This is a genomic window from Carnobacterium jeotgali MS3 (assembly GCF_000745125.1).
Lineage (GTDB): Bacteria > Bacillota > Bacilli > Lactobacillales > Carnobacteriaceae > Carnobacterium_B > Carnobacterium_B jeotgali.
On sequence record NZ_JQNF01000005.1, the window covers coordinates 267,157 to 286,230 of the forward strand.

The 19,074-nt window shown below is 33.0% G+C and carries 21 protein-coding genes; 12 read left to right on the forward strand and 9 right to left on the reverse strand.

From position 1 onward, the window contains the following. Positions 1-36: 36 nt before the first annotated feature. The 5 genes from dapF to BP18_RS03805 all read left to right on the forward strand — a co-directional run bounded on the left by dapF (position 37) and on the right by BP18_RS03805 (position 5,690). Positions 37-1,017 carry a diaminopimelate epimerase gene (gene dapF, locus BP18_RS03785; protein ID WP_029276135.1) on the forward strand — a complete coding sequence of 327 codons (981 nt, stop codon included), beginning with the start codon at positions 37-39 and terminating at the stop codon, positions 1,015-1,017. 164 nt (positions 1,018-1,181) lie between these two features. Next, positions 1,182-1,382, forward strand: a complete 201-nt coding sequence (gene cspD / locus BP18_RS03790; RefSeq protein ID WP_007724873.1) for a cold-shock protein CspD — start codon at positions 1,182-1,184, stop codon at positions 1,380-1,382. 277 nt (positions 1,383-1,659) lie between these two features. Beyond that, positions 1,660-2,082 carry a MarR family winged helix-turn-helix transcriptional regulator gene (locus tag BP18_RS03795; RefSeq protein ID WP_007724870.1) on the forward strand — a complete coding sequence of 141 codons (423 nt, stop codon included), beginning with the start codon at positions 1,660-1,662 and terminating at the stop codon, positions 2,080-2,082. A 31-nt stretch (positions 2,083-2,113) separates the two neighbouring features. After that, positions 2,114-3,892: an ABC transporter ATP-binding protein gene (locus tag BP18_RS03800; protein ID WP_035050351.1), complete on the forward strand. Its 1,779-nt coding sequence runs from the start codon at positions 2,114-2,116 to the stop codon at positions 3,890-3,892. 31 nt (positions 3,893-3,923) lie between these two features. Further along, positions 3,924-5,690, forward strand: a complete 1,767-nt coding sequence (locus BP18_RS03805; protein ID WP_035019594.1) for an ABC transporter ATP-binding protein — start codon at positions 3,924-3,926, stop codon at positions 5,688-5,690. A gap of 300 nt (positions 5,691-5,990) precedes the next feature. Here the strand turns inward: BP18_RS03805 and BP18_RS03810 are convergent, their stop codons facing one another. From BP18_RS03810 to BP18_RS03820, 3 genes are all read right to left on the reverse strand, one after another. Further along, a complete protein-coding gene (locus tag BP18_RS03810; RefSeq protein ID WP_007724863.1) occupies positions 5,991-6,239 on the reverse strand; it encodes a GlsB/YeaQ/YmgE family stress response membrane protein in 249 nt (82 codons plus the stop codon). A 164-nt stretch (positions 6,240-6,403) separates the two neighbouring features. Continuing rightward, a complete protein-coding gene (locus BP18_RS03815) occupies positions 6,404-7,624 on the reverse strand; it encodes a toxic anion resistance protein (protein ID WP_007724861.1) in 1,221 nt (406 codons plus the stop codon). Between the two features lie 19 nt (positions 7,625-7,643). Next, positions 7,644-8,348 (reverse strand): 5-bromo-4-chloroindolyl phosphate hydrolysis family protein, encoded by a 705-nt coding sequence (locus tag BP18_RS03820; protein WP_007724860.1) that lies wholly within the window; start codon positions 8,346-8,348, stop codon positions 7,644-7,646. Positions 8,349-8,622: 274 nt separating this feature from the next. Between BP18_RS03820 and BP18_RS03825 the strand changes: the two genes are divergently transcribed. From BP18_RS03825 to BP18_RS03835, 3 genes are read left to right on the forward strand one after another with little or no spacing between them, the layout of a single operon-like run. Next, positions 8,623-9,174 carry an NUDIX hydrolase gene (locus BP18_RS03825; RefSeq protein ID WP_007724858.1) on the forward strand — a complete coding sequence of 184 codons (552 nt, stop codon included), beginning with the start codon at positions 8,623-8,625 and terminating at the stop codon, positions 9,172-9,174. Positions 9,175-9,193: 19 nt separating this feature from the next. Further along, positions 9,194-9,445: a cell wall synthase accessory phosphoprotein MacP gene (macP, locus tag BP18_RS03830; RefSeq protein ID WP_007724856.1), complete on the forward strand. Its 252-nt coding sequence runs from the start codon at positions 9,194-9,196 to the stop codon at positions 9,443-9,445. Positions 9,446-9,464: 19 nt separating this feature from the next. Beyond that, positions 9,465-10,157 carry a 5'-methylthioadenosine/adenosylhomocysteine nucleosidase gene (locus BP18_RS03835; protein WP_007724855.1) on the forward strand — a complete coding sequence of 231 codons (693 nt, stop codon included), beginning with the start codon at positions 9,465-9,467 and terminating at the stop codon, positions 10,155-10,157. Positions 10,158-10,220: 63 nt separating this feature from the next. Here BP18_RS03835 and BP18_RS03840 read toward each other — a convergent pair whose 3' ends face one another. Then, positions 10,221-10,703 carry a GNAT family N-acetyltransferase gene (locus BP18_RS03840; protein WP_007724852.1) on the reverse strand — a complete coding sequence of 161 codons (483 nt, stop codon included), beginning with the start codon at positions 10,701-10,703 and terminating at the stop codon, positions 10,221-10,223. Positions 10,704-10,921: 218 nt separating this feature from the next. On the opposite strand from BP18_RS03840, the gene BP18_RS03845 reads away from it, so the two are divergent. Further along, entirely contained in the window at positions 10,922-11,485 is a 564-nt protein-coding gene (locus BP18_RS03845) for a GNAT family N-acetyltransferase (RefSeq protein WP_007724850.1), read from the forward strand. Between the two features lie 26 nt (positions 11,486-11,511). On the opposite strand, the gene BP18_RS03850 is transcribed toward BP18_RS03845, so the two are convergent. Then, positions 11,512-11,952 (reverse strand): YueI family protein, encoded by a 441-nt coding sequence (locus BP18_RS03850; RefSeq protein ID WP_007724849.1) that lies wholly within the window; start codon positions 11,950-11,952, stop codon positions 11,512-11,514. Between the two features lie 309 nt (positions 11,953-12,261). On the opposite strand from BP18_RS03850, the gene BP18_RS03855 reads away from it, so the two are divergent. Continuing rightward, positions 12,262-12,906: a YktB family protein gene (locus BP18_RS03855; protein WP_007724845.1), complete on the forward strand. Its 645-nt coding sequence runs from the start codon at positions 12,262-12,264 to the stop codon at positions 12,904-12,906. 63 nt (positions 12,907-12,969) lie between these two features. Here the strand turns inward: BP18_RS03855 and BP18_RS03860 are convergent, their stop codons facing one another. After that, a complete protein-coding gene (locus BP18_RS03860) occupies positions 12,970-13,434 on the reverse strand; it encodes an S-ribosylhomocysteine lyase (RefSeq protein WP_007724844.1) in 465 nt (154 codons plus the stop codon). Positions 13,435-13,557: 123 nt separating this feature from the next. Continuing rightward, positions 13,558-13,728: a hypothetical protein gene (locus BP18_RS12545; protein WP_007724842.1), complete on the reverse strand. Its 171-nt coding sequence runs from the start codon at positions 13,726-13,728 to the stop codon at positions 13,558-13,560. Between the two features lie 454 nt (positions 13,729-14,182). On the opposite strand from BP18_RS12545, the gene BP18_RS03865 reads away from it, so the two are divergent. Next, positions 14,183-15,706, forward strand: a complete 1,524-nt coding sequence (locus BP18_RS03865; RefSeq protein ID WP_051669276.1) for an IS1182 family transposase — start codon at positions 14,183-14,185, stop codon at positions 15,704-15,706. Positions 15,707-15,828: 122 nt separating this feature from the next. On the opposite strand, the gene rpsD is transcribed toward BP18_RS03865, so the two are convergent. Both rpsD and BP18_RS03875 read right to left on the reverse strand, forming a co-directional pair. Next, positions 15,829-16,434, reverse strand: a complete 606-nt coding sequence (rpsD, locus tag BP18_RS03870) for a 30S ribosomal protein S4 (protein ID WP_007724840.1) — start codon at positions 16,432-16,434, stop codon at positions 15,829-15,831. A gap of 219 nt (positions 16,435-16,653) precedes the next feature. Next, positions 16,654-17,121, reverse strand: coding sequence for a GAF domain-containing protein (locus BP18_RS03875; protein ID WP_007724838.1), 468 nt, complete (start codon positions 17,119-17,121; stop codon positions 16,654-16,656). A gap of 218 nt (positions 17,122-17,339) precedes the next feature. Between BP18_RS03875 and BP18_RS03880 the strand changes: the two genes are divergently transcribed. Further along, positions 17,340-19,061 (forward strand): septation ring formation regulator EzrA, encoded by a 1,722-nt coding sequence (locus BP18_RS03880; RefSeq protein WP_029278111.1) that lies wholly within the window; start codon positions 17,340-17,342, stop codon positions 19,059-19,061. The last annotated feature ends 13 nt before the right edge of the window (positions 19,062-19,074 follow it).

Below are 19,074 nucleotides of genomic sequence, written 5' to 3' on the forward strand. Positions count from 1 at the left end.
AGGTAAAATAAGAAAAAAAGCAGGAGGTTCGGTTAAATGGAATTAGAATTAATCAAGGTACACGGATCAGAAAATGAATTTTTTATTTTGGATGAAATAGTATTAGAAAGAACACTGACCGAAGCAGAATTGGTTTCTCTAACTAAGATTATCACGGATCGCTGTAACGGGCTTTTAAATGGAGCAGACGGTGTTTTATTAGTCGGGAATGCAAAGCATAAAACAACTGGTGAAAGTATGAGAGTCATCAATTATGACGGCAGTGAAGCCAGTATGTGTGGCAATGGATTAAGAACGGTTGCTCGTTACCTTTCTGAAAAACACAATCAAGATGAGTTATTAATTGAGACGATGCATGCTGATCTCCATGTAAAAAAAGCAGAAGAATTAGGAAAAGATGTTCAAACTTTTCAAGTAGAGATTTCTCCTGTTTCTTTTAACGTAGCTAAATTGCCCTTTAATTGGAAAGATGAAACATTTATTGATCAAGAATTACCTGAATTAGCACCAGGATTACGTTTTTCAACTGTAGCAGTACCCAATCCTCATTTGATTAGTTTCGTTGACCATAAAACAATAAAAAGCTCATTGCTTAAAGAACTGGCCACTTATTTAAATGGAGCAAATCCTTATTTTCCTGACGGAGTAAATGTTAGTTTCGTTGAAGAACTAGGCAATCAAAAAATATTTGTTCGCACATTTGAAAGAGGAGTAGGGTTTACAAATGCTTGTGGGACGGCAATGGCCGCTAGCAGTCTAATGTATGTATTGTTAAAAGATGGTAAATTAGAAGAAAAAATTCAAGTAACTAATCCCGGTGGTATGGTGCAAACAATCGTTCATCAGAAAGAGAATGGAAATTATTGGATGGATCTGATTGGTAATGCAACATTTCTTAGCAAAGTTATTATTTCTTTAGAAGATATTCTAAACCATCAGTTAACTAATGGTGAAGTCATCTTGCTGAATGAAGATAAAACTTACCGTGAGTTTATTGAAGGTCTTTCAACCATTTAAAAAAGTGAATCATTTTCAATAAAGGCTCTATTAAAGTAAAGTAACCCCTTGCAAAATGAAAAAACCTGAGTTATAATAAACCTGTAATCGATTTCATTACTTTGAGAAATAAGTAGTCAAAAAAGAATCAATTGCAAAATGAATAATCGGAGGTACAGTGAATTATGGAAAAAGGAACGGTAAAATGGTTTAATGCAGAAAAAGGTTTTGGCTTTATTGAAGTTGAAGGTGGAGACGACATCTTTGTACATTTCAGTGCAATTACAGGAGACGGCTTTAAATCATTAGAAGAAGGCCAAGCTGTTGAATTTGAAATTGTTGAAGGAAACCGCGGAGCTCAAGCTGCAAACGTTGTAAAACTATAATTTCAACTCAAACAAGTAAATAATTTCATGATAACCATGAGAAATAACTAATAGAGCTACATTTAAGTACCAGCAGACCGAAAAATCTGTTGGTACTTTTTGCGCTCTATTTTATTTTTTAAAATGTTGATGTTTCTATTGACTAAAAGTTAGTATCGAGTTATTATTGTTAGCGTGCTAACAATAGTTCGTTTATTGAGCTTCTATTAAGATAATGCTAAAGATTGAGGTGAGAAAAATTTTTTTTGATGAAGAAAGCGATAAAAAGGAAATTGGAATGGAAATACGTAAATTAATGAATTTCATACAGAGAAATGTCAAGTCCAGTAATATTGAAGATAAAAGATTGTCTATGACTAAAATGCATGGAATGATTATTGGATTTTTAAATACTTCTAAGCACAAAGATGTATTTCAAAAGGACATTGAAAAAGCTTTTTCAATGCGTCGGTCTACGACTTCAAAAATGCTGAAAAATATGGAAGAAAAAGGATTAATTGAACGGATTTCCAGTGAACAAGATGCACGAATGAAAAAATTGCAATTATCAGAAAAAGGCCAAAGTCTTGTCGAAGAAGTGAGTAGAGAATACCAAAGAATTGAAAATTTACTGACTGAAGGGTTATCGGAAAAAGAGCTTGAACAGTTTTTTACGGTAATTTACAAAATGCAACAAAATATGTTGAAAGACATCGAGTAAGATTTATTTTAAGGGATGAAGGAGAACGACTATGCTGAAAATATTAAAGTATTTAAAACGAAAAGAATGGCTAATGATTTTATGTAGTGTTATTTTTATCGTTACTCAAGTTTATTTAGATTTAGAATTACCAGAATACATGTCTAAAATCACTCAACTTATCCAAATTCCAGGATCAGAAATGAATGACATTTTTAAAAATGGTGGATATATGATGTTGTGTGCCTTAGGTAGTTTAGTAGCCTCTTTCGTAACAGTGTTTTTTGTTTCAAAAGTAGCAGCCGGACTATCACGTACACTAAGAAAAGAAGTATTTACAAAAGTAGAAGGATTTTCCATGGAAGAAATCAATCATTTTTCTACGGCAAGTTTGATTACTCGTTCTTCAAATGATGTAACACAAATACAAATGGCTATGTCATTAGGATTACAAGTATTAATCAAAGCACCAATCATGGCTATTTGGGCCATTACAAAAATAATGGATAAATCTTGGGAATGGACTCTTGCAACAGCTGGTGCAGTAGTCGTGTTATTGCTTATCATTAGTATCGTTGTAATATTTGCTATCCCTAAATTTAAAATTATCCAAAACCTAACTGATAATTTAAATCGTGTGACACGCGAAAACTTAACGGGATTACGTGTGATTCGTGCATACAATGCAGAAAATTTTGAAGAAGAAAAATTTGGAAAAGCCAATAATAAATTAACAAATACAAACTTATTTATTACTAGGATTATGGCAGTTATGGGACCCGGTATGACCTTAATCATGAGTGGTCTAAGCTTATCAATTTACTGGATTGGTGCTTATTTGATTAATGATGTTCAACTAGTCAACCAGACAAGTGCTTTAGAACGTATTACTCTATTTAGTGATATGGTCGTATTTTCTTCATATGCTGTTCAAGTTGTTCTGTCATTTATGATGTTAACAGTGGTGTTTATTATTCTACCACGTGCATCTGTATCAGCTGGACGTATCATGGAAGTGTTGAATACAAAAGCAACTATCAAAGATGGAACGTTAACAAAAACTGCTAGTAATCAAAAAGGGAATATTGTTTTTGATAATGTGACATTCCAATATCCAGATGCTAGTGAAGCTATCTTAAAAAATATTTCTTTCACAGCAAATAAAGGTGAAACAGTTGCTTTTATTGGTTCTACAGGTAGTGGGAAAAGTACACTTGTTAACTTGGTTCCTCGTTTCTTTGATGTAACAAGTGGAGCAATCAAAATTAATGGTCACGATATCAGAGAATATACGCAAAAATATTTGCATTCTTTAGTTGGTTTTGTGCCGCAAAAAGCCTTCTTATTTAGTGGAACAGTTCGTTCAAATGTGAGTTATGGAGACGCTGGTCATGAAGTTACAGAAAACGACATGAAAAAAGCTATTGAAATTGCTCAAAGTACTGATTTCGTTGAAAAAATGGAAGATGGATATGATGCTTCTATCGCTCAATCAGGTAGCAATGTATCTGGTGGACAACGTCAACGTTTAGCTATTTCACGTGCTATTTCACGCAAACCAGAAATCTTAGTGTTTGATGATTCATTTTCAGCATTAGATTACAAAACTGACCGTGTTTTACGCGCCGCACTAAACACAGAGTTAGCAGATACAACAAAATTAATTGTTGCTCAACGTATTGGTACGATTCGTGATGCAGATAAGATTATTGTTTTAGAAGAAGGAAAAATTGTTGGAATTGGTACACATCAAGAATTGATGCAAACGTGTGAAGTCTATCAAGACATCGCTTATTCTCAACTTTCTAAGGAGGAATTAGCAGGTGAGTAAAAAAAATAAAAACATTCCAGAAAATGGTCCAATGTCAAGTAGAAAACCGGATAATTTTAAAGAATCTATTGGTAAGTTAGTAAATTACTGTAAATCTTATATGATTTATATAATAATAGCATTTGTATTTGCTATTATCGGTACCGTATTTAATTTAATAGGTCCTGATCGTCTTAGTGAAATTACGGATGTGATCACTGAAGGTATTACAGGGGAAATTGATTTAGAAAGAATTAAAAGTATTGCATTATTATTAGTGACATTATACGTTCTTGGAGTTATTCTGTCTTATTTCCAAGGGTTTATTATGGCAACGGTCACTCAAAATGTAACGAAGAAATTACGTACAGATATTTCGTCAAAAATCAATCGGTTGCCTTTACGCTACTTTGACAGTAACAATCATGGTGATATTTTAAGCCGTGTTACAAATGATGTCGATACAATTGGCCAAACATTAAACCAAAGTTTGGGTCAATTAGTGACAGCTATTAGTTTGTTTACAGGTTCGTTGATTATGATGTTTTATACAAATGTACCGATGGCTATTGCGGCTATTTTGTCAACTATTCTAGGTTTTTCATTAATGATTATGATTATTAAACAATCTCAAAAATACTTTAGACAACAACAAAAGAGTTTAGGGGAATTAAATGGTCATGTAGAAGAAATCTATACGGGGCATAATATTGTAAAATCATTTAATGGTGAAGAAGCAGCTATTAAAGAATTTAATGTCATCAATGACACTTTATTCGATAGCGCATGGAAATCGCAATATATTTCTGGTCTAATGATGCCTTTAATGAATTTCATTGGGAACTTTGGATACGTCGTTGTGTGTGTAGTAGGAGCTTATTTAGCGTTTAATGATCAAATTACTTTTGGTGTGATTGTTGCCTTTATGATGTATATCCGTTTCTTTACACAACCTCTTTCTCAAATTGCGCAAGCTTTTACAAGTTTACAATCGGCAGCAGCAGCTAGTGAACGTGTTTTCAACTTCTTAGAAGAAGAAGAATTAGAAGTTGAAACAGGAAAACCAACTTCATTAGGTACGGTCAAAGGAAATGTGACATTTGATCATGTTAAGTTTGGTTACAATCCTGATCGCTTAATCATCAATGATTTTTCTCTAGAAGCTAAAGCCGGTCAAAAAATTGCAATTGTAGGTCCTACAGGCGCAGGTAAAACAACATTAGTAAACTTATTGATGCGTTTTTATGAAGTGAATAGTGGAGAAATCTACATTGATGGAACACCCATCTCTAGTGTGACACGTGAAGCTTTGCATGAACAATTCTGTATGGTATTACAAGATACTTGGTTGTTTGAAGGAACAGTGAGAGAAAATATCGTCTACAGCAAACAAGGAGTAACCGATGAAGCAGTTGTCAATGCTTGTAAAGCAGTTGGTGTTCATCACTTTATTCAAACATTGCCACACGGTTACGATACGATTCTAGATGATACAACAAGTTTATCAGCTGGTCAAAAACAATTAATGACAATTGCTCGTGCTATGGTAGCAGATGCACCATTATTGATTTTGGATGAAGCAACAAGCTCAGTGGATACGCGTACTGAAATTATTATTCAAAATGCAATGGATCACTTGATGAATGGAAGAACATCATTTGTGATTGCTCATCGTCTATCTACAATTAAAAATGCAGATTTAATTATTGTGATGAAAGACGGAGATGTAGTAGAAAGTGGAAACCATGAAGTTTTATTGGAACAAAATGGTTTTTATGCTGATCTTTATAATAGTCAATTTGATCAAGAAGAAGAATAAAATAAAAGGATCTATATTTTTTAGTGTTGATAGATGAATTCAGTTCATGCTTAATACTTCTGGAGGAATAGGATTGCTTGAAGCCTTGTAAAGTATTCAATGCGAATGACACAGCCTTAACGCTTTAGCGATTAAGCTGTGTTTGAGGCTTAAGACGGTACCAGGGCTCTTACAAGCAAATCCGTCTATTCCGAAAGAATTTTTAGAAGCAGCCACACTATTTGACGAAGAGCCAAACAAAAAAACCGTTCAAGAAATTTCTTGAACGGTTTTTTTGTTTCTTTATTAAATTAGTTATTTTTAACCTTTACGTCTTCCAACGATAAGAGAAAAAATGAAAATTAAAATAATAGCTCCAATTAATGCTGGAATAATCGCAAACCCACCAATAATTGGGCCAAAGTCGCTTAATAATGAACTACCGATCCATGAACCGATAAATCCAACGATAATGTTACCGATGATACCTCCTGGCACATCTTTACCAACTATCATACCTGCGATAGCTCCTAAAATTCCACCTACAATTAATGACCAAATAAATCCCATGATCTTGTCCTCCTTCAAAAAAATGTTTTTCTTTACTACACTTATTAGTATAGTCACATTCTGTTCACATATCAAATGATATGCACTTCATGAAAAAAATAACTAAAAAAAGCAATTGAAATAAAAAGCAATAGCCAATGCTTTTTATTTCAATTGCTTAGTTGTTAGCTTTTATCTGTGGTAAGTTCCAATAACTTATCACGTAAAGAAGTTTCCATAACAGATAGTTCACGTTCTGCTTCTTTTCGTTTAACACGGCCATCTTGTTGGATTTGTAGTGTTTCTTGTAAAGTCTCAATTAAATCATTTTGTGTTTGTTGCAACGTTTCGATATCAATGATGCCACGTTCGTTTTCTTTTGCTGTTTCAATAGAAGAAATTTTCAACATTTCAGAATTCTTTTTCATCAGATCGTTCGTGGTTTCAGATACTTGCCGTTGAGCAGTGACAGCATCTTTTTGGCGAAGCAGAGTAAGAGCAATCGCAATTTGATTTTTCCATAATGGAATCGCCATATTGATTGAAGATTGAATTTTTTCTGCTAGAGCTTGATTGGTATTTTGAATCAAACGAATTTGAGGAGCTTGTTGAATTGTCATTTGACGCGCTAGCTTCAAGTCATGCGTCCGTTTTTCTAAGCGATCTAAAAATTGATTCAAATCATTTACTGTTTGTACGTCCATTTGATTGGTACTTGTCTCAGCCTTTTTAACCGCTTCTGGAATAAGGGTGTTGAGCAACTCGTCAATTTTCAATTCTCCAGCAGCGATGTAAATATTTAAGGCATCAAAATAATCTTTGTTCTTCGTATACAGTTGCTCTAACATTAAATTATCGTTTAATAAGCCCGCTTTTTCTTTGTCTAGTTTGACAGAAATTTTATCGATTTGAGCACCGATTTTTTGGTATTTAGCGGTCATTTCATAAATCGATTTTTTTACACGACCAAAGATTTTTTTGAAGACATTGCTATCCTCAGCTCGTAAATCTTCTGGATTAGCTTCATTCAAGCGATACATTAAATCATTTAAGGTGTCCCCAATTTCTCCTGTATCTTGGTTCTGAACGTGATTTAACATAGAATGCGAAAATTCTCCAAGTTTTTGTTGAGCAGCAGAACCATACATCATGACAGATTGAGCATTTGTTACATCTATTTGTTCAGCTAAAGATCTAGCCTGTTCTTGTCGTTCCTTTGGTAAGCTATCAATCAAGCGTGGTTCTTGCTCTGTTTGAATCATTTCTTTTTCAATTTGTGCTTGTTTTTGCAATACAGGAGCATTTGCCGAAGCATCTCCGAACGGATTAGCTAATAAGCTTTCTAATTCAGAGTCGACTTCTTTAACTGTAGCAGGTTGTTTAATTGCATCATTTTCTGTACTCATCTTACCATCTCCTTAAAGATTATAATTCTTCTGATTCAATTGAATGTGCATGTCCATTATCGCGTTCAATAGCCTTCTTTGCAAGTTCTACCTCTATGGCCATATCTTCAAAATCATCAGATTTAAAAAGAACATAATCTTCGGCAATTAATTGGCACATTTCATCAATCGTAGTGGCACTTTCGTCAAGAATATCAAAGGTCGATTTATTTTTCACTTCATGTTGGCTGATTTCCAAATATTTATCTGTTAAATCGGTTAAAGAAGGAAGATGGACATATAAAAATTTATCGACTTCATGTAAACGATTTGGTTCTGCGGTGATGCCTTTAAATAAAGATTTAGCTAATTGAATAGTGTTGTTGCGTTTTTCAATTGCTTCTAGTTTAGAAACACTGTTTAAGTTTTTTTCTAAGCGCAATAATTTTAATTTAGCTGTATGCATTGTTTCTCTAAAAAATTGAATTTCTTCTTTAGACATGCCTTTAGCTTTATAAAAAGCTTCTTTTTCGGGAGATAGCCGTTTTAGTTTTTTAGAAGGATCAGAATTTTCATTTAAAGATTGTTTATAAATAAAGAATGCGCCTATAGCTATACTGATAATCAGGGACAAGAACAAATTGAAATCGAAAAGAACGTAAATGACAACAAAAATTAAAATAGTTGTTACACTTGTTAAGGTGTAGTAAATGATGTCTCCTATATTTTTCATGTTTTTTTTCATACTATTCACTCCATTAATTTATTTTTTGAAATAATTTTTAAGTTTATTTTCCTTAAGCTTATTTTAGCATAAATGTTTATAAAACTACTATCAGACCTAAGGACGATTTCTTGCTACAACTAATGAAGTGGAGTTACTGATAGAGGTGTGCTAAATTTCTTACAAAAGTTTATGATGCGACTAATAGCAGTTGTTGAAATAAGACTTAATTGAAAAAAAAGAAAATGAAAGGTATGATAAGACAAAAGAACAAATGATATAAGGAGGGACTTCAATGGAGTTCGAAGAAAAAACACTTTCTAGCAAGACGATTTATAATGGGAATCTAGTTGATTTTGTAGTAGATACTGTTCAATTGCCCAATGGAGGAACTTCCACTAGAGAATTAATCAAACATCCTGGTGCAGTAGCTATTATGGCAATCACAGCAGATGATAAAATGATTTTTGTTAAACAATACCGAAAGGCCGTTGAACAAGTCTTACTAGAAATACCTGCTGGTAAAATTGATCTCACAGATGAAAATCCAATCGAAACGGGAAGAAGAGAACTTGAAGAAGAAACAGGATATCAAGCTAAAACGTTTGAATTAGAAACATCTTTTTATACTTCCCCTGGTTTTGCTAATGAATTAATTTATATTTACACAGCTCGTGAATTAACAAAAGTTGAAGAGCCTCTTGCTCAAGATGAAGATGAGTTTATTGAACTAGTTTACTTAACTTTTGATGAAGCTTGGGAAGCCTACGAAAAACACTTGATTTACGATGCTAAAACAGTATATGCTCTTCTTGCTTGGAAATTAAAATTAGCAACAATGAAATAGAAAGGATGATTTTTGTCAGATGGATCCAAAAACGAGAGCAGAAATCAAAAAAGAAAATCAATTGAAAGAACTAGAAAAAAAGAAAAGAGACAAAGAACGAGAACGAGTCGAGCGTGACTATCAGAAACAATTAGAAAAAGAAGGTATTGTTACAAAGAGTCGTAAAAGTGAAAATGATAAGATTCGTGATAGAGGACGTAAATTAAACAAAATTATTCTGGTTGTAGCAATACTGCTGGTTATCGTTTTGGCAATTGTATTTATTTTTTAAACTAGAAAGGAATTGACTGATGAAAATTGGAATTATTGGCGCCATGCAAGAGGAAATAACGGTACTTAAAAATAGCATGAGAGATAAACGCGAGTGGGTAGAGGCAAATGCTTCATTCACGTCTGGAAAAATTGAGCAGATAGAGGTGGTTTTAGTTCAATCCGGTATAGGCAAGGTCAATTCAGCAATTGCTGCAACCCTCTTATTAGCGAGACATGAAGTTGATGTTATTATTAATACTGGATCTGCTGGAGGAATCGGGGAAGGTCTAGCTGTAGGAGATGTCGTAATCTCAACTGAACTTGCTTACCACGATGTTGATGCAACTGTTTTTAACTATGTCATTGGACAAGTTCCACAGATGCCAGCTCGTTATCAAGCAGACAATTTTCTTGTAGAACAAACAAAAGAAGCGGCTGTAAAAGTTGGTTTGAAAACAGTACAAGGATTAATTGTTACGAGTGATTCTTTTGTTGCGGATAAAAAAGTTGTTCAAAAAATTAAACACCATTTTCCAGATGCGCTAGCTTCTGAAATGGAAGGTGCAGCAATAGCTCAAGTTTGTTACCAGTTCAAAAAACCTTTTGTAATCGTAAGAGCTATGTCTGATGTAGCAGATGAAGAAGCAGGGATGAGCTTTGACGAATTCATTATTGAAGCAGGTAAAAAATCTGGTCAAATGGTCTTAGAGTTACTAAAAAATTTAGCTTAATAAAAAAGGAAGAAACACAGGATTTTTCATCTGTGATTCTTCCTTTTTTGATTAAGCAACGGATTAATCGTTAGCGAGTTGTTTATAGGCGATTTCAGTGTATACTTCATAACCAAATTGAGAGTAGACATTTTTTGCAATTTCATTTTGAGACCAATAGTGAAGTTCTACTTGTTTAATAGCTCTTTCTTTTGCAAAGGTATCGGCAAAAGCCAAAAGTTCTTTGCTTAAACCTTTGCCTTGATAGGCCGGCATAATTAAGACATGGTGTACATATAGTCGGGTATATCCATAACGGTAGACAGTTTCTGGTAGGGCTTCTTCTTCTAGCCAAAGATAAGCTGCAATTTGCTCAGTTTCTTGTTGGTCATCAATCCAAAGAAAAACTTGTTGTTTTGGGTTTTTAAACGTTTCTTGAAAATGATGTGAGATTTCCTCTTCGTTATAAGGTTTAAAAAAATCAGGATACAATTCTTGATGTTTGTTTTGCATAACATCGCTTAATTTAGCCATTAGTTGGGCATCTCTTGTTTCAATTATTTTCATATAAAGGCCTCGCTTAGTTTTATTTTCTAAATAAATAGACTTTACTAGTTTATCATGAGTTCAAATGAAAATAAAAAAATTCTGTTTTAATAACTAAAATAATCTTAAAAAAAATAATTTGGTTGCTATGAAAACGGAAACGTTTTAAAATAAAGTGTAAAGCACACTCATTCATTTGAGTTTATTTTTATAGTCTATTAGCAGAAAAGAGGCTTTCAATGGTGACTATTTTAGAAACAGAAAATCTATTACTGGTACCTTATCAATTGTCGTATATTGAAGCTACAATTATTGGCGATGAAAAATTAAGTGAGGTGTCTGGATTCAGTGTTGCGCAAGAATGGCCTGGTGTAGAATTTTTCTTTTATTTGCCGTATGTATTGGAAGCCGTAAAAGAAGATAGAACAAAGGAAAAATGGACTCACTTAATAGTACTTAAATCTGAAAATAAGATTATTGGAGAAGTGAGTGCACAAGGCACGCCAGAACTAACGGGTGAAGCTGAATTAGGTTATGGAATAGTAGGGCACTACTCAGGAAATGGTTATGCCACAGAAGGAGCCAGAGCTTTTTTAAGCTGGCTTGTGTCTGAAGAAATAAAAAAAATAAAAGCTAAAACTTATTTATATCACAAAAAATCCCAACATATTTTAAAAAAATTAGGATTTGTAAAAACAGGAGAAGGATACTTTACTGGTGGCGATCGTGTAGCATATTTTGAATGGAAACCAAATCATACATTACAATCCGAAAAGAGTAGACAAGACAAAAAAGCTCATTGAAAAATAATGAGCTTTTTTGTCTTGTCTTAAGAAAATAGTTTTTTGAAGAATGAAGGTTTCTGTTCTTCCTTTTCTGGAGGAGTGCTGACAGGGTATTTAATAGACACATCCACTACTTCTTCATTGACAGCAGTAGAGGAGACGTAGATTAGTCCCAGTGGGCTTCGCTGAGCTCCTTCATCAGATACAATCCGAAAAGGGCAGTCGTTCTTTTGACTTAATTTGATGTAGGGGCTTAGGAGCTTCATATCGATTTGTCCATTCAATAATAATTGTTGGTTGGGATGAAGCTGCATTTCTTTTTCCAGAGCAGCGATATAATCATCAGAAATAAGTTGTTCGGTGGTCATAGATAAGTAAACGCGTTCTCTAAGACTGCCAAAATATTTATTTCTTTCATCTGGATTCGTTTTTTTGTTGCCATAAATTCCTTTTGATAGGTAGTCTTGAGTCTCTCTGTCAGCCATTTTAAAAACCCCTTTTTAGGTTAATTTAAAATTTAGTATAGCATGAACGTGTATGAAAGAAAACTTTTTAAGGATACTCATTTTTACACAAAACTACATAAAAAATTGCTTTTTTAAATAGAATTCTATAAAATCGGCTATAGTAGTGGGAAAATATGGAACATTTATTCCATTCGAAAATAAAAAAAGTTGTTTGATCCAGATAGTAATTATGTATCAATTAGCTGGACTAAATCAACCCAATCAATGGTTGATAGAAGAAAATAAAACAACTATTGAATAACTTAGTTGTGCACTTGGAGTGAGAAAATGAAAAATTGTACGTTTACTAAAGAAGATTTTGCTGTCTTTGCAATTGAAGGACTAGAACCAAGAATGTCAGCTATTCGAAAACAAATCCAACCAAAATTCCGGATATTAGGACAAGAATTCGCAAAAGCTTTAGCTATTGAATTAAACAAAGATAGCCTGCCGGTTCATATTGCACAGCATATAAGAAGAACAAAAAATGCTCCGAAAGATACATGGATGGCAATTGGAGGAGATAGTAGAGGGTATAAAAAATACCCACATTTTCAACTAGGCATATATGAGACACATCTTTTTATTTGGCTTGCTTTTATTGATAATCCTTTACATGAGGAAAAAATGGCTCTTCAAATTATCGAAGATCCATCATTATTAGCCAAAGTGCCTGATGATTATGTTGTTTCATGGGATCATACAAAAGAGTCAGTTGTACCTGTTCGCGAAGCCAATTTATTAAATGGACTGATTCGATGGCAGACAGTTAAAAAGGGAGAATTCTTAATTGGTAGACAGATTTTAGCTAATGATCCACTTTTATTGGATCCAGAAATGACACAACGCTATATATTAGATACTTTTATGCAGTTAGTACCCTTATATAAGCAAGCTTATAGCGTATATGAAATAAAAAAAAGTACTGTTTGAAAGCAGTAAATTAAAAAGGGTTCACGCGAAGAGAATCGCGTTGAACCCTTTTTAAAAAAATTATTAAGCAAATACGATATGCCATTCATTGCGTTTTGCTAAGAAATCTTTGGCTAATTTTTGTGCGCCTTCTAAAGTGTGATGAGCTGCCCAGCCACATTGCGTTTCATTGCTTGCTGGAACTTCAGTTGCCACTAAAACATCTTCCATTGTTTTTTGTAAAACATCTAAAATTTCATCATAGTCTTCATGATTGATTACCGTTAGATAGAAACCTGTTTGGCATCCCATAGGACCAAAATCGATAATATAATCTGCATGGTTACGAATTAATTCAGCAGTTAAGTGTTCTAACGAATGAATACTCATCATATCCATATGTTCTTTGTTTGGTTGTGAAAAACGAACATCATATTTTAAAATTTTATCGCCATTTAAACCAATTTTTTTGTCTGCTAATCTAACATAAGGGGCTTTAACTTTTGTGTGATCTAAGTTAAAACTTTCTACGTTCATTTTATTTGCCATAAACTAATCACTCCTCAATTTGTAACGCTATTTAAATTCCTAGTATTTAGTGTACCATTTTTCATTAAATACTAAACCTATTTTATTTCTTAGCGCTAAATAAAAAACGCTGAATGTAAAATCTCAGCGTTCATCCTCTTTGTTGTTATTCTTTTTCTCGTTTAATTTACGAACAATAAATTCATAATGTATAAGTGCATTAAAATCATCTTGATAGTGAATAACTATTTTAGACTTATTGCTTTTTAGTTTGACAGAAGGACCAGTAACTTCTATTACTGTATTATTAGACACAACGTACACTCCTTTTTAGTGGAATAAAATTAGTAAATGGGAACGGTTAAAAATAATTGAATACAAGAAATAAATAATTGCTAGGTTATTAATTAGTAAAGTTTAACACAAAAATACACAGATTAAAATATACTTGAACTACTTTGTTTGTTTTCTCATCAAATTCATATAAATGCCCGTAAATCATCATTGGAAACGGTTGTTTTTTTGAAAACACAAGCAAATTAGTCTATTAACTAAGCGTTTTTTTTTTGAATTACACACACGATTACCCATTCAATAGTTATTATTCTTTAATCAAATTGAAAAATAAAAAAAGAGGCTGGGACAAAACCTAGCTAAAAAGCATCCAGAAAAGTTTAAATGACTTTTCTGGATGCTTTTTATAATACAAAAAGAAACCCCTTTGATATAATGTAAATAACCACAAATACAATTATCGGAGGGGTTTCTAATGTATAAAAAATATACCACGAATCAAACAAGCTTGCCAATAGAATTGTCTTGTTTATTGTCTCCAAACCATATTATTTTTGAAATTCATGAATTTATTGAATCAATGGACAACACGTTGTTTTCTCAACTTGATTCTTCCGAGGGAAGACCTGGTTATCATCCAAGGTTACTAATAAAAGTACTTCTCTTTGCTTATTCAGAAGGGATTTATTCTGGCCGGAAAATTGAAAAAATGATGACGGAAAACATAGCCATGATGTGGGCAGTTAGTAACGAAGTTATCTCCTATCGAACAATCAACCGATTTCGTTCTTCTGAAAATTGCCAAAAGTTATTACCTGAATTATTTACTGAATTTACGGTTAAACTCAAAACAGAAAATCTTATCTCTATGAATGAACTATTTATAGATGGAACTAAAATAGAGGCTAACGCCAATAAATATTCCTTTGTATGGAAAAAAGCTATAGACAGATATGCAACTTCTCTCAGAATGAAGACGAAACAATATTTTGTAGACGAAATTCAACCACTGGTTGAAGAATCTATGGTGATAGATGATTTAGAGGATATTTCTATTGGCGAACTTGAGGATTTGACAACCCTAATCGAAAAAGAAATCAATCAATTGACTACTGATATTGAAGATCATCCTGTTCATGGAAAGAACCCCAAGAAACAAAAGAGACGAAGATTAAAAAAACATTTACGTAAATTGAAAAATGATTTCATCCTACGCAAAAGAAATTATGAAGCCCATGATAAAGTGTTTAATGGTCGTAATAGCTTTTCTAAGATTGATTTAGAGGCTACTTTTATGAGAATGAAAGACGATCATATGATGAACGGCCAGTTAAAAGCGGCGTACAATATTCAAATCGGTACTGAAAATCAATTTGTATTAGCTTATGATGCTTTTCCAAATCCAACGGATACACGGACACTCATTCCGTTTGTTGAATCATTAGATTACTTGCCAAAAATGATTATTGCAGATGCTGGTTATGGCAGTGAAGAGAACCTAAATTTTCTGAATGATATCGGAGTAAATCATCTCATAAAATATAACCTCTTTGATAAAGAACAAACACGATCCTATAGTAGCTCTTCAAGAAATAGAAAAAACTGGACTTATCATTCCGAAGGAAATTACTTTATACATCCAGATGGTACAAATTATTATTTTAACTATATAAGTCACAAGAAAAACAGTAGTGGATTTCATCAGGATAGTCATGTTTATAGACCGGATAATCCAGAGGAGGCAGAACAAAAAGCCTTCTATTACAATTGGCATTATGAAGCTTTAAAAGAAATAGAAGCGACTAAGCTTTTATCACCTGAAGGCTCCAAGATTTTTGCGAGACGCAAAATCGAGGTAGAGCCAGTTTTCGGGCAGGTAAAAGCTAATTTAGGTTTCACTCGCTTCCATTTGCGTGGGAAAGAGAAAATTAAAGTCGATATAGGTTTGGCTTTTATGGCTAATAACTTCAAAAAATATAGAAAAACAAAGGCGATTTAGCCTAAAGAATTTACTTAATCAGTTGAAAAAACTAAAAAAACGTTAATTGCAAAAATGCAATTAACGTTTTTTTAGTTACTGGGAGGTTTTGTCCCAGCCTCTTTAATTTAAGCAAGATTTTATTAACGAGAGTAGTACTCAACGATGATTGTTTCATCGATCTCAGCAGATAATTCATCTCTTAATGGTAGACGGTTGTATGAACCTTCTAATTTTTCAACATCGAAAGTTACGTAGTCAGGACGGCCGAATAATGATTCAGCAGCTGATTTAATAATTTCCATGTTTTTAGATTTTTCACGAACAGAGATAACTTGTCCAACTGAAACGCTGTATGATGGAATATCAACGCGTTTGCCATCAACAAGGATATGACCGTGGTTTACTAATTGACGTGATTGACGACGAGTAGTAGCTAAACCTAAACGGTAAACAACATTATCTAAACGTTGTTCTAAAAGGATCATGAAGTTTTCCCCATGTTTACCTTCTTTGATTTTACCAGCTTTTAAGAATAAGTTACTGAATTGACGTTCATTCATACCAAACATGTGACGCAATTTTTGTTTTTCTTGTAATTGAAGACCGTATTCTGTTAATTTTTTACGGCTGTTTGGACCATGAGGACCTGGAGCGTAAGGACGGCGTTCGATTTCTTTACCTGTGCCAGAAAGTGAAATGCCTAGACGACGAGAAACTTTCCAACTTGGACCTGTATAACGTGACATAATGTAATTCCTCCAATAAATGTTTTTTGGAGTAAAATAATAAGTTGAAGTTCAGTATTTCGTGCAGTCCATTTTTCAATCTTCACCTTTGCAGCCATAGGTTACGCAATTGCACCATTACTGGCAATGAACTGTTGACGTGAATACCACTCTCACGCTGCATTATTTTACACATCTGCAAGTATACGCTATAAATCATTAGTAAGTCAAGCCATTGTATTATATAATCGAAGGATCTAAAAGAATTTGAACAAATTTTTCTAAATAATTTTGGTCAACTTCATCAAAACGGTTGGTAATGGGAGCGTCAATATCTAAGACTCCAATAGTACGACCATCTTTAATCAAAGGAACAACAATTTCAGATTGGCTAGCTGCATCACAAGCAATGTGTCCAGGGAATTGATTAACATCTTCAACGAAAATACTCTCTTCTTTAGAGAAAGCTGTTCCACAAACCCCTTTGTCACGTTGAATCCTGATACAAGCTACTTTTCCTTGGAAAGGTCCTAAAACAAGTTCGTCAGAAGCTGGTTCATATAAGTAAAATCCAGCCCAGTTGATAGTAGGTAAATTTTCAAATAATAGAGCCGCTGCATTGCTTAAGTTGGCGATAAGATTAGTTTCATCACCGATTACGGCACTTAATTGTTTATTTGTTAATGAATAAGTAGATTCTTTTGTCATATATACACTCCTTAAAAAATTGATAACAGCACTCAGTAAAATTAATAAATTAATAGATTGAGGTGTGAGAATAATTTCTTCTATGTTATAATATACAATAGGTGTTTTTATAAGTAAATCCTTATTAAAAAATTAGATCAATTACATTAGTACATAAAAAATAATTATTTTTGTGAAATTAAAATGAAGCTAGCAGTAACTCAATCGGAGGGTTTAAAATGAAAATGGAAATTATCTTAATTAGTATCATTGTAATAGCTGTTGCAGCTTATGTAACCAGTTATTTTATGAAAAAAAAGCATTATCAAACGATAAACAAATTGGAACAACAGAAATTCGAATTAATGGATACGTCAGTTGCTGAAACGATTCAGAATGTTAAGAATTTGTCTTTAACGGGGCAAACAGAGAAAAACTTTGAACAGTGGAAAGACAAATGGAAACAAATTGAGTTGACTGCATTTCCAGATATAGAAAACCTATTATTTGATGCTGAACAAGCGACAGACCGATTGCAGTTAGTAAAAGCTAGCAAAGCTGAAACTAAAAGCAGCGAGCTGATAGAAAATACCAAAAAGAAAATTAAAGAAATTCAGTTAGCGTTGAACGAACTATTAAAAAGTGAAGAAAAAAATAATCAAGCTATAAAAAAAGTGCAAGAAATGTATCAAGGCATACGAAAAAAATTATTGACTCAAAGCTTTTCATTTGGTCCAGCGTTGGACAAACTTGAAAACAGACTCACTTTTTTGGAATTAAGTTTTGCTAATTTTTCTGAACTGACTACTTCTGGAGATCACATAGAAGCTGAAGAAGTGTTGAAAAAAGTTAGTATTGAGACAAAAGATTTAAATGATGCGGTTGTTACTATTCCAAATTTAGTTAAAGAAGTCAATACTGAGTTTCCATCTCAAGTCCAAGAATTAAAAGAAGGTTATCATGAACTAAAAGATGTGCAACACTTTATTTTCTTAGAAGACACGTTAACAGCTGATATTGCGGAAATTGAACAAGATGTAAAACAAAGTGGAAAATTAATTAAGCAATGTGAAATTGAAAAAGTTGAAAAATTAAATTCAATTATTGAAGAAAAAATTAATCATTTGTATGATGTTATGGAAGCAGAGATAACGGCTAAAGAAATGGTAGCAAAAGAGCAACCTATTTTGGCAGAATTTATTACATTTGTGAACAAAAGAAATCAACAATTATTGATTGAAATTGACCGCGTATCTCAAAGTTATACACTGGATGATACTGTTCTAAAACAAACAAAAGACATGCAAGAACAATTAGAAGAAGTTCAGCTGGATTTTGAAACATTTATGAGTGGCATCGAAAAAAACCAAGCTGTATATACAGTTGTAGCAGACAGTTATGCTGAAAGTGGCGAAAAATTAACTCAGATTGAGAAAAAACAAGAAGCGTTAATTAATCAACTAACAGACTTGCGTAAAGAAGAAACAGAAGTAAAAGAAAAAATTGATGATTTTGAGTTTAATATGCGTGGCATCAAACGCTATATTGAAAAACAGCATTTGCCTGGACTGCCTGAAGAATACTTAGATCTGTTTTTTGTCACGACAGAACGTATTGAAAAATTAGCTAAAGAACTAAACAAGTTGAAAATCGATATGACAGAAATCAAAAACATGTGTGAAATGTGTGAAGATGATGTTGAATTGCTAATTGATAAAACAGAAGAAATAGTGGATAGTGCATTGTTAACAGAATATATGATGCAATATGCTAATCGATACCGAAATGACCATCCTCAGATTGGAGAAGCTATTTTAGAAAGTAATGACTTGTTCAATAAGGAATTTCAATACAAGGAATCACTTGAAGTAATTTCTACGGCATTAGAAGCTATTGAACCTGGTTCGTTCAAAAAAGTCGAAACTCAGTATTTTGAAGAAAAAGCTAGAAATGCTAAATAATGAGAATTAAATG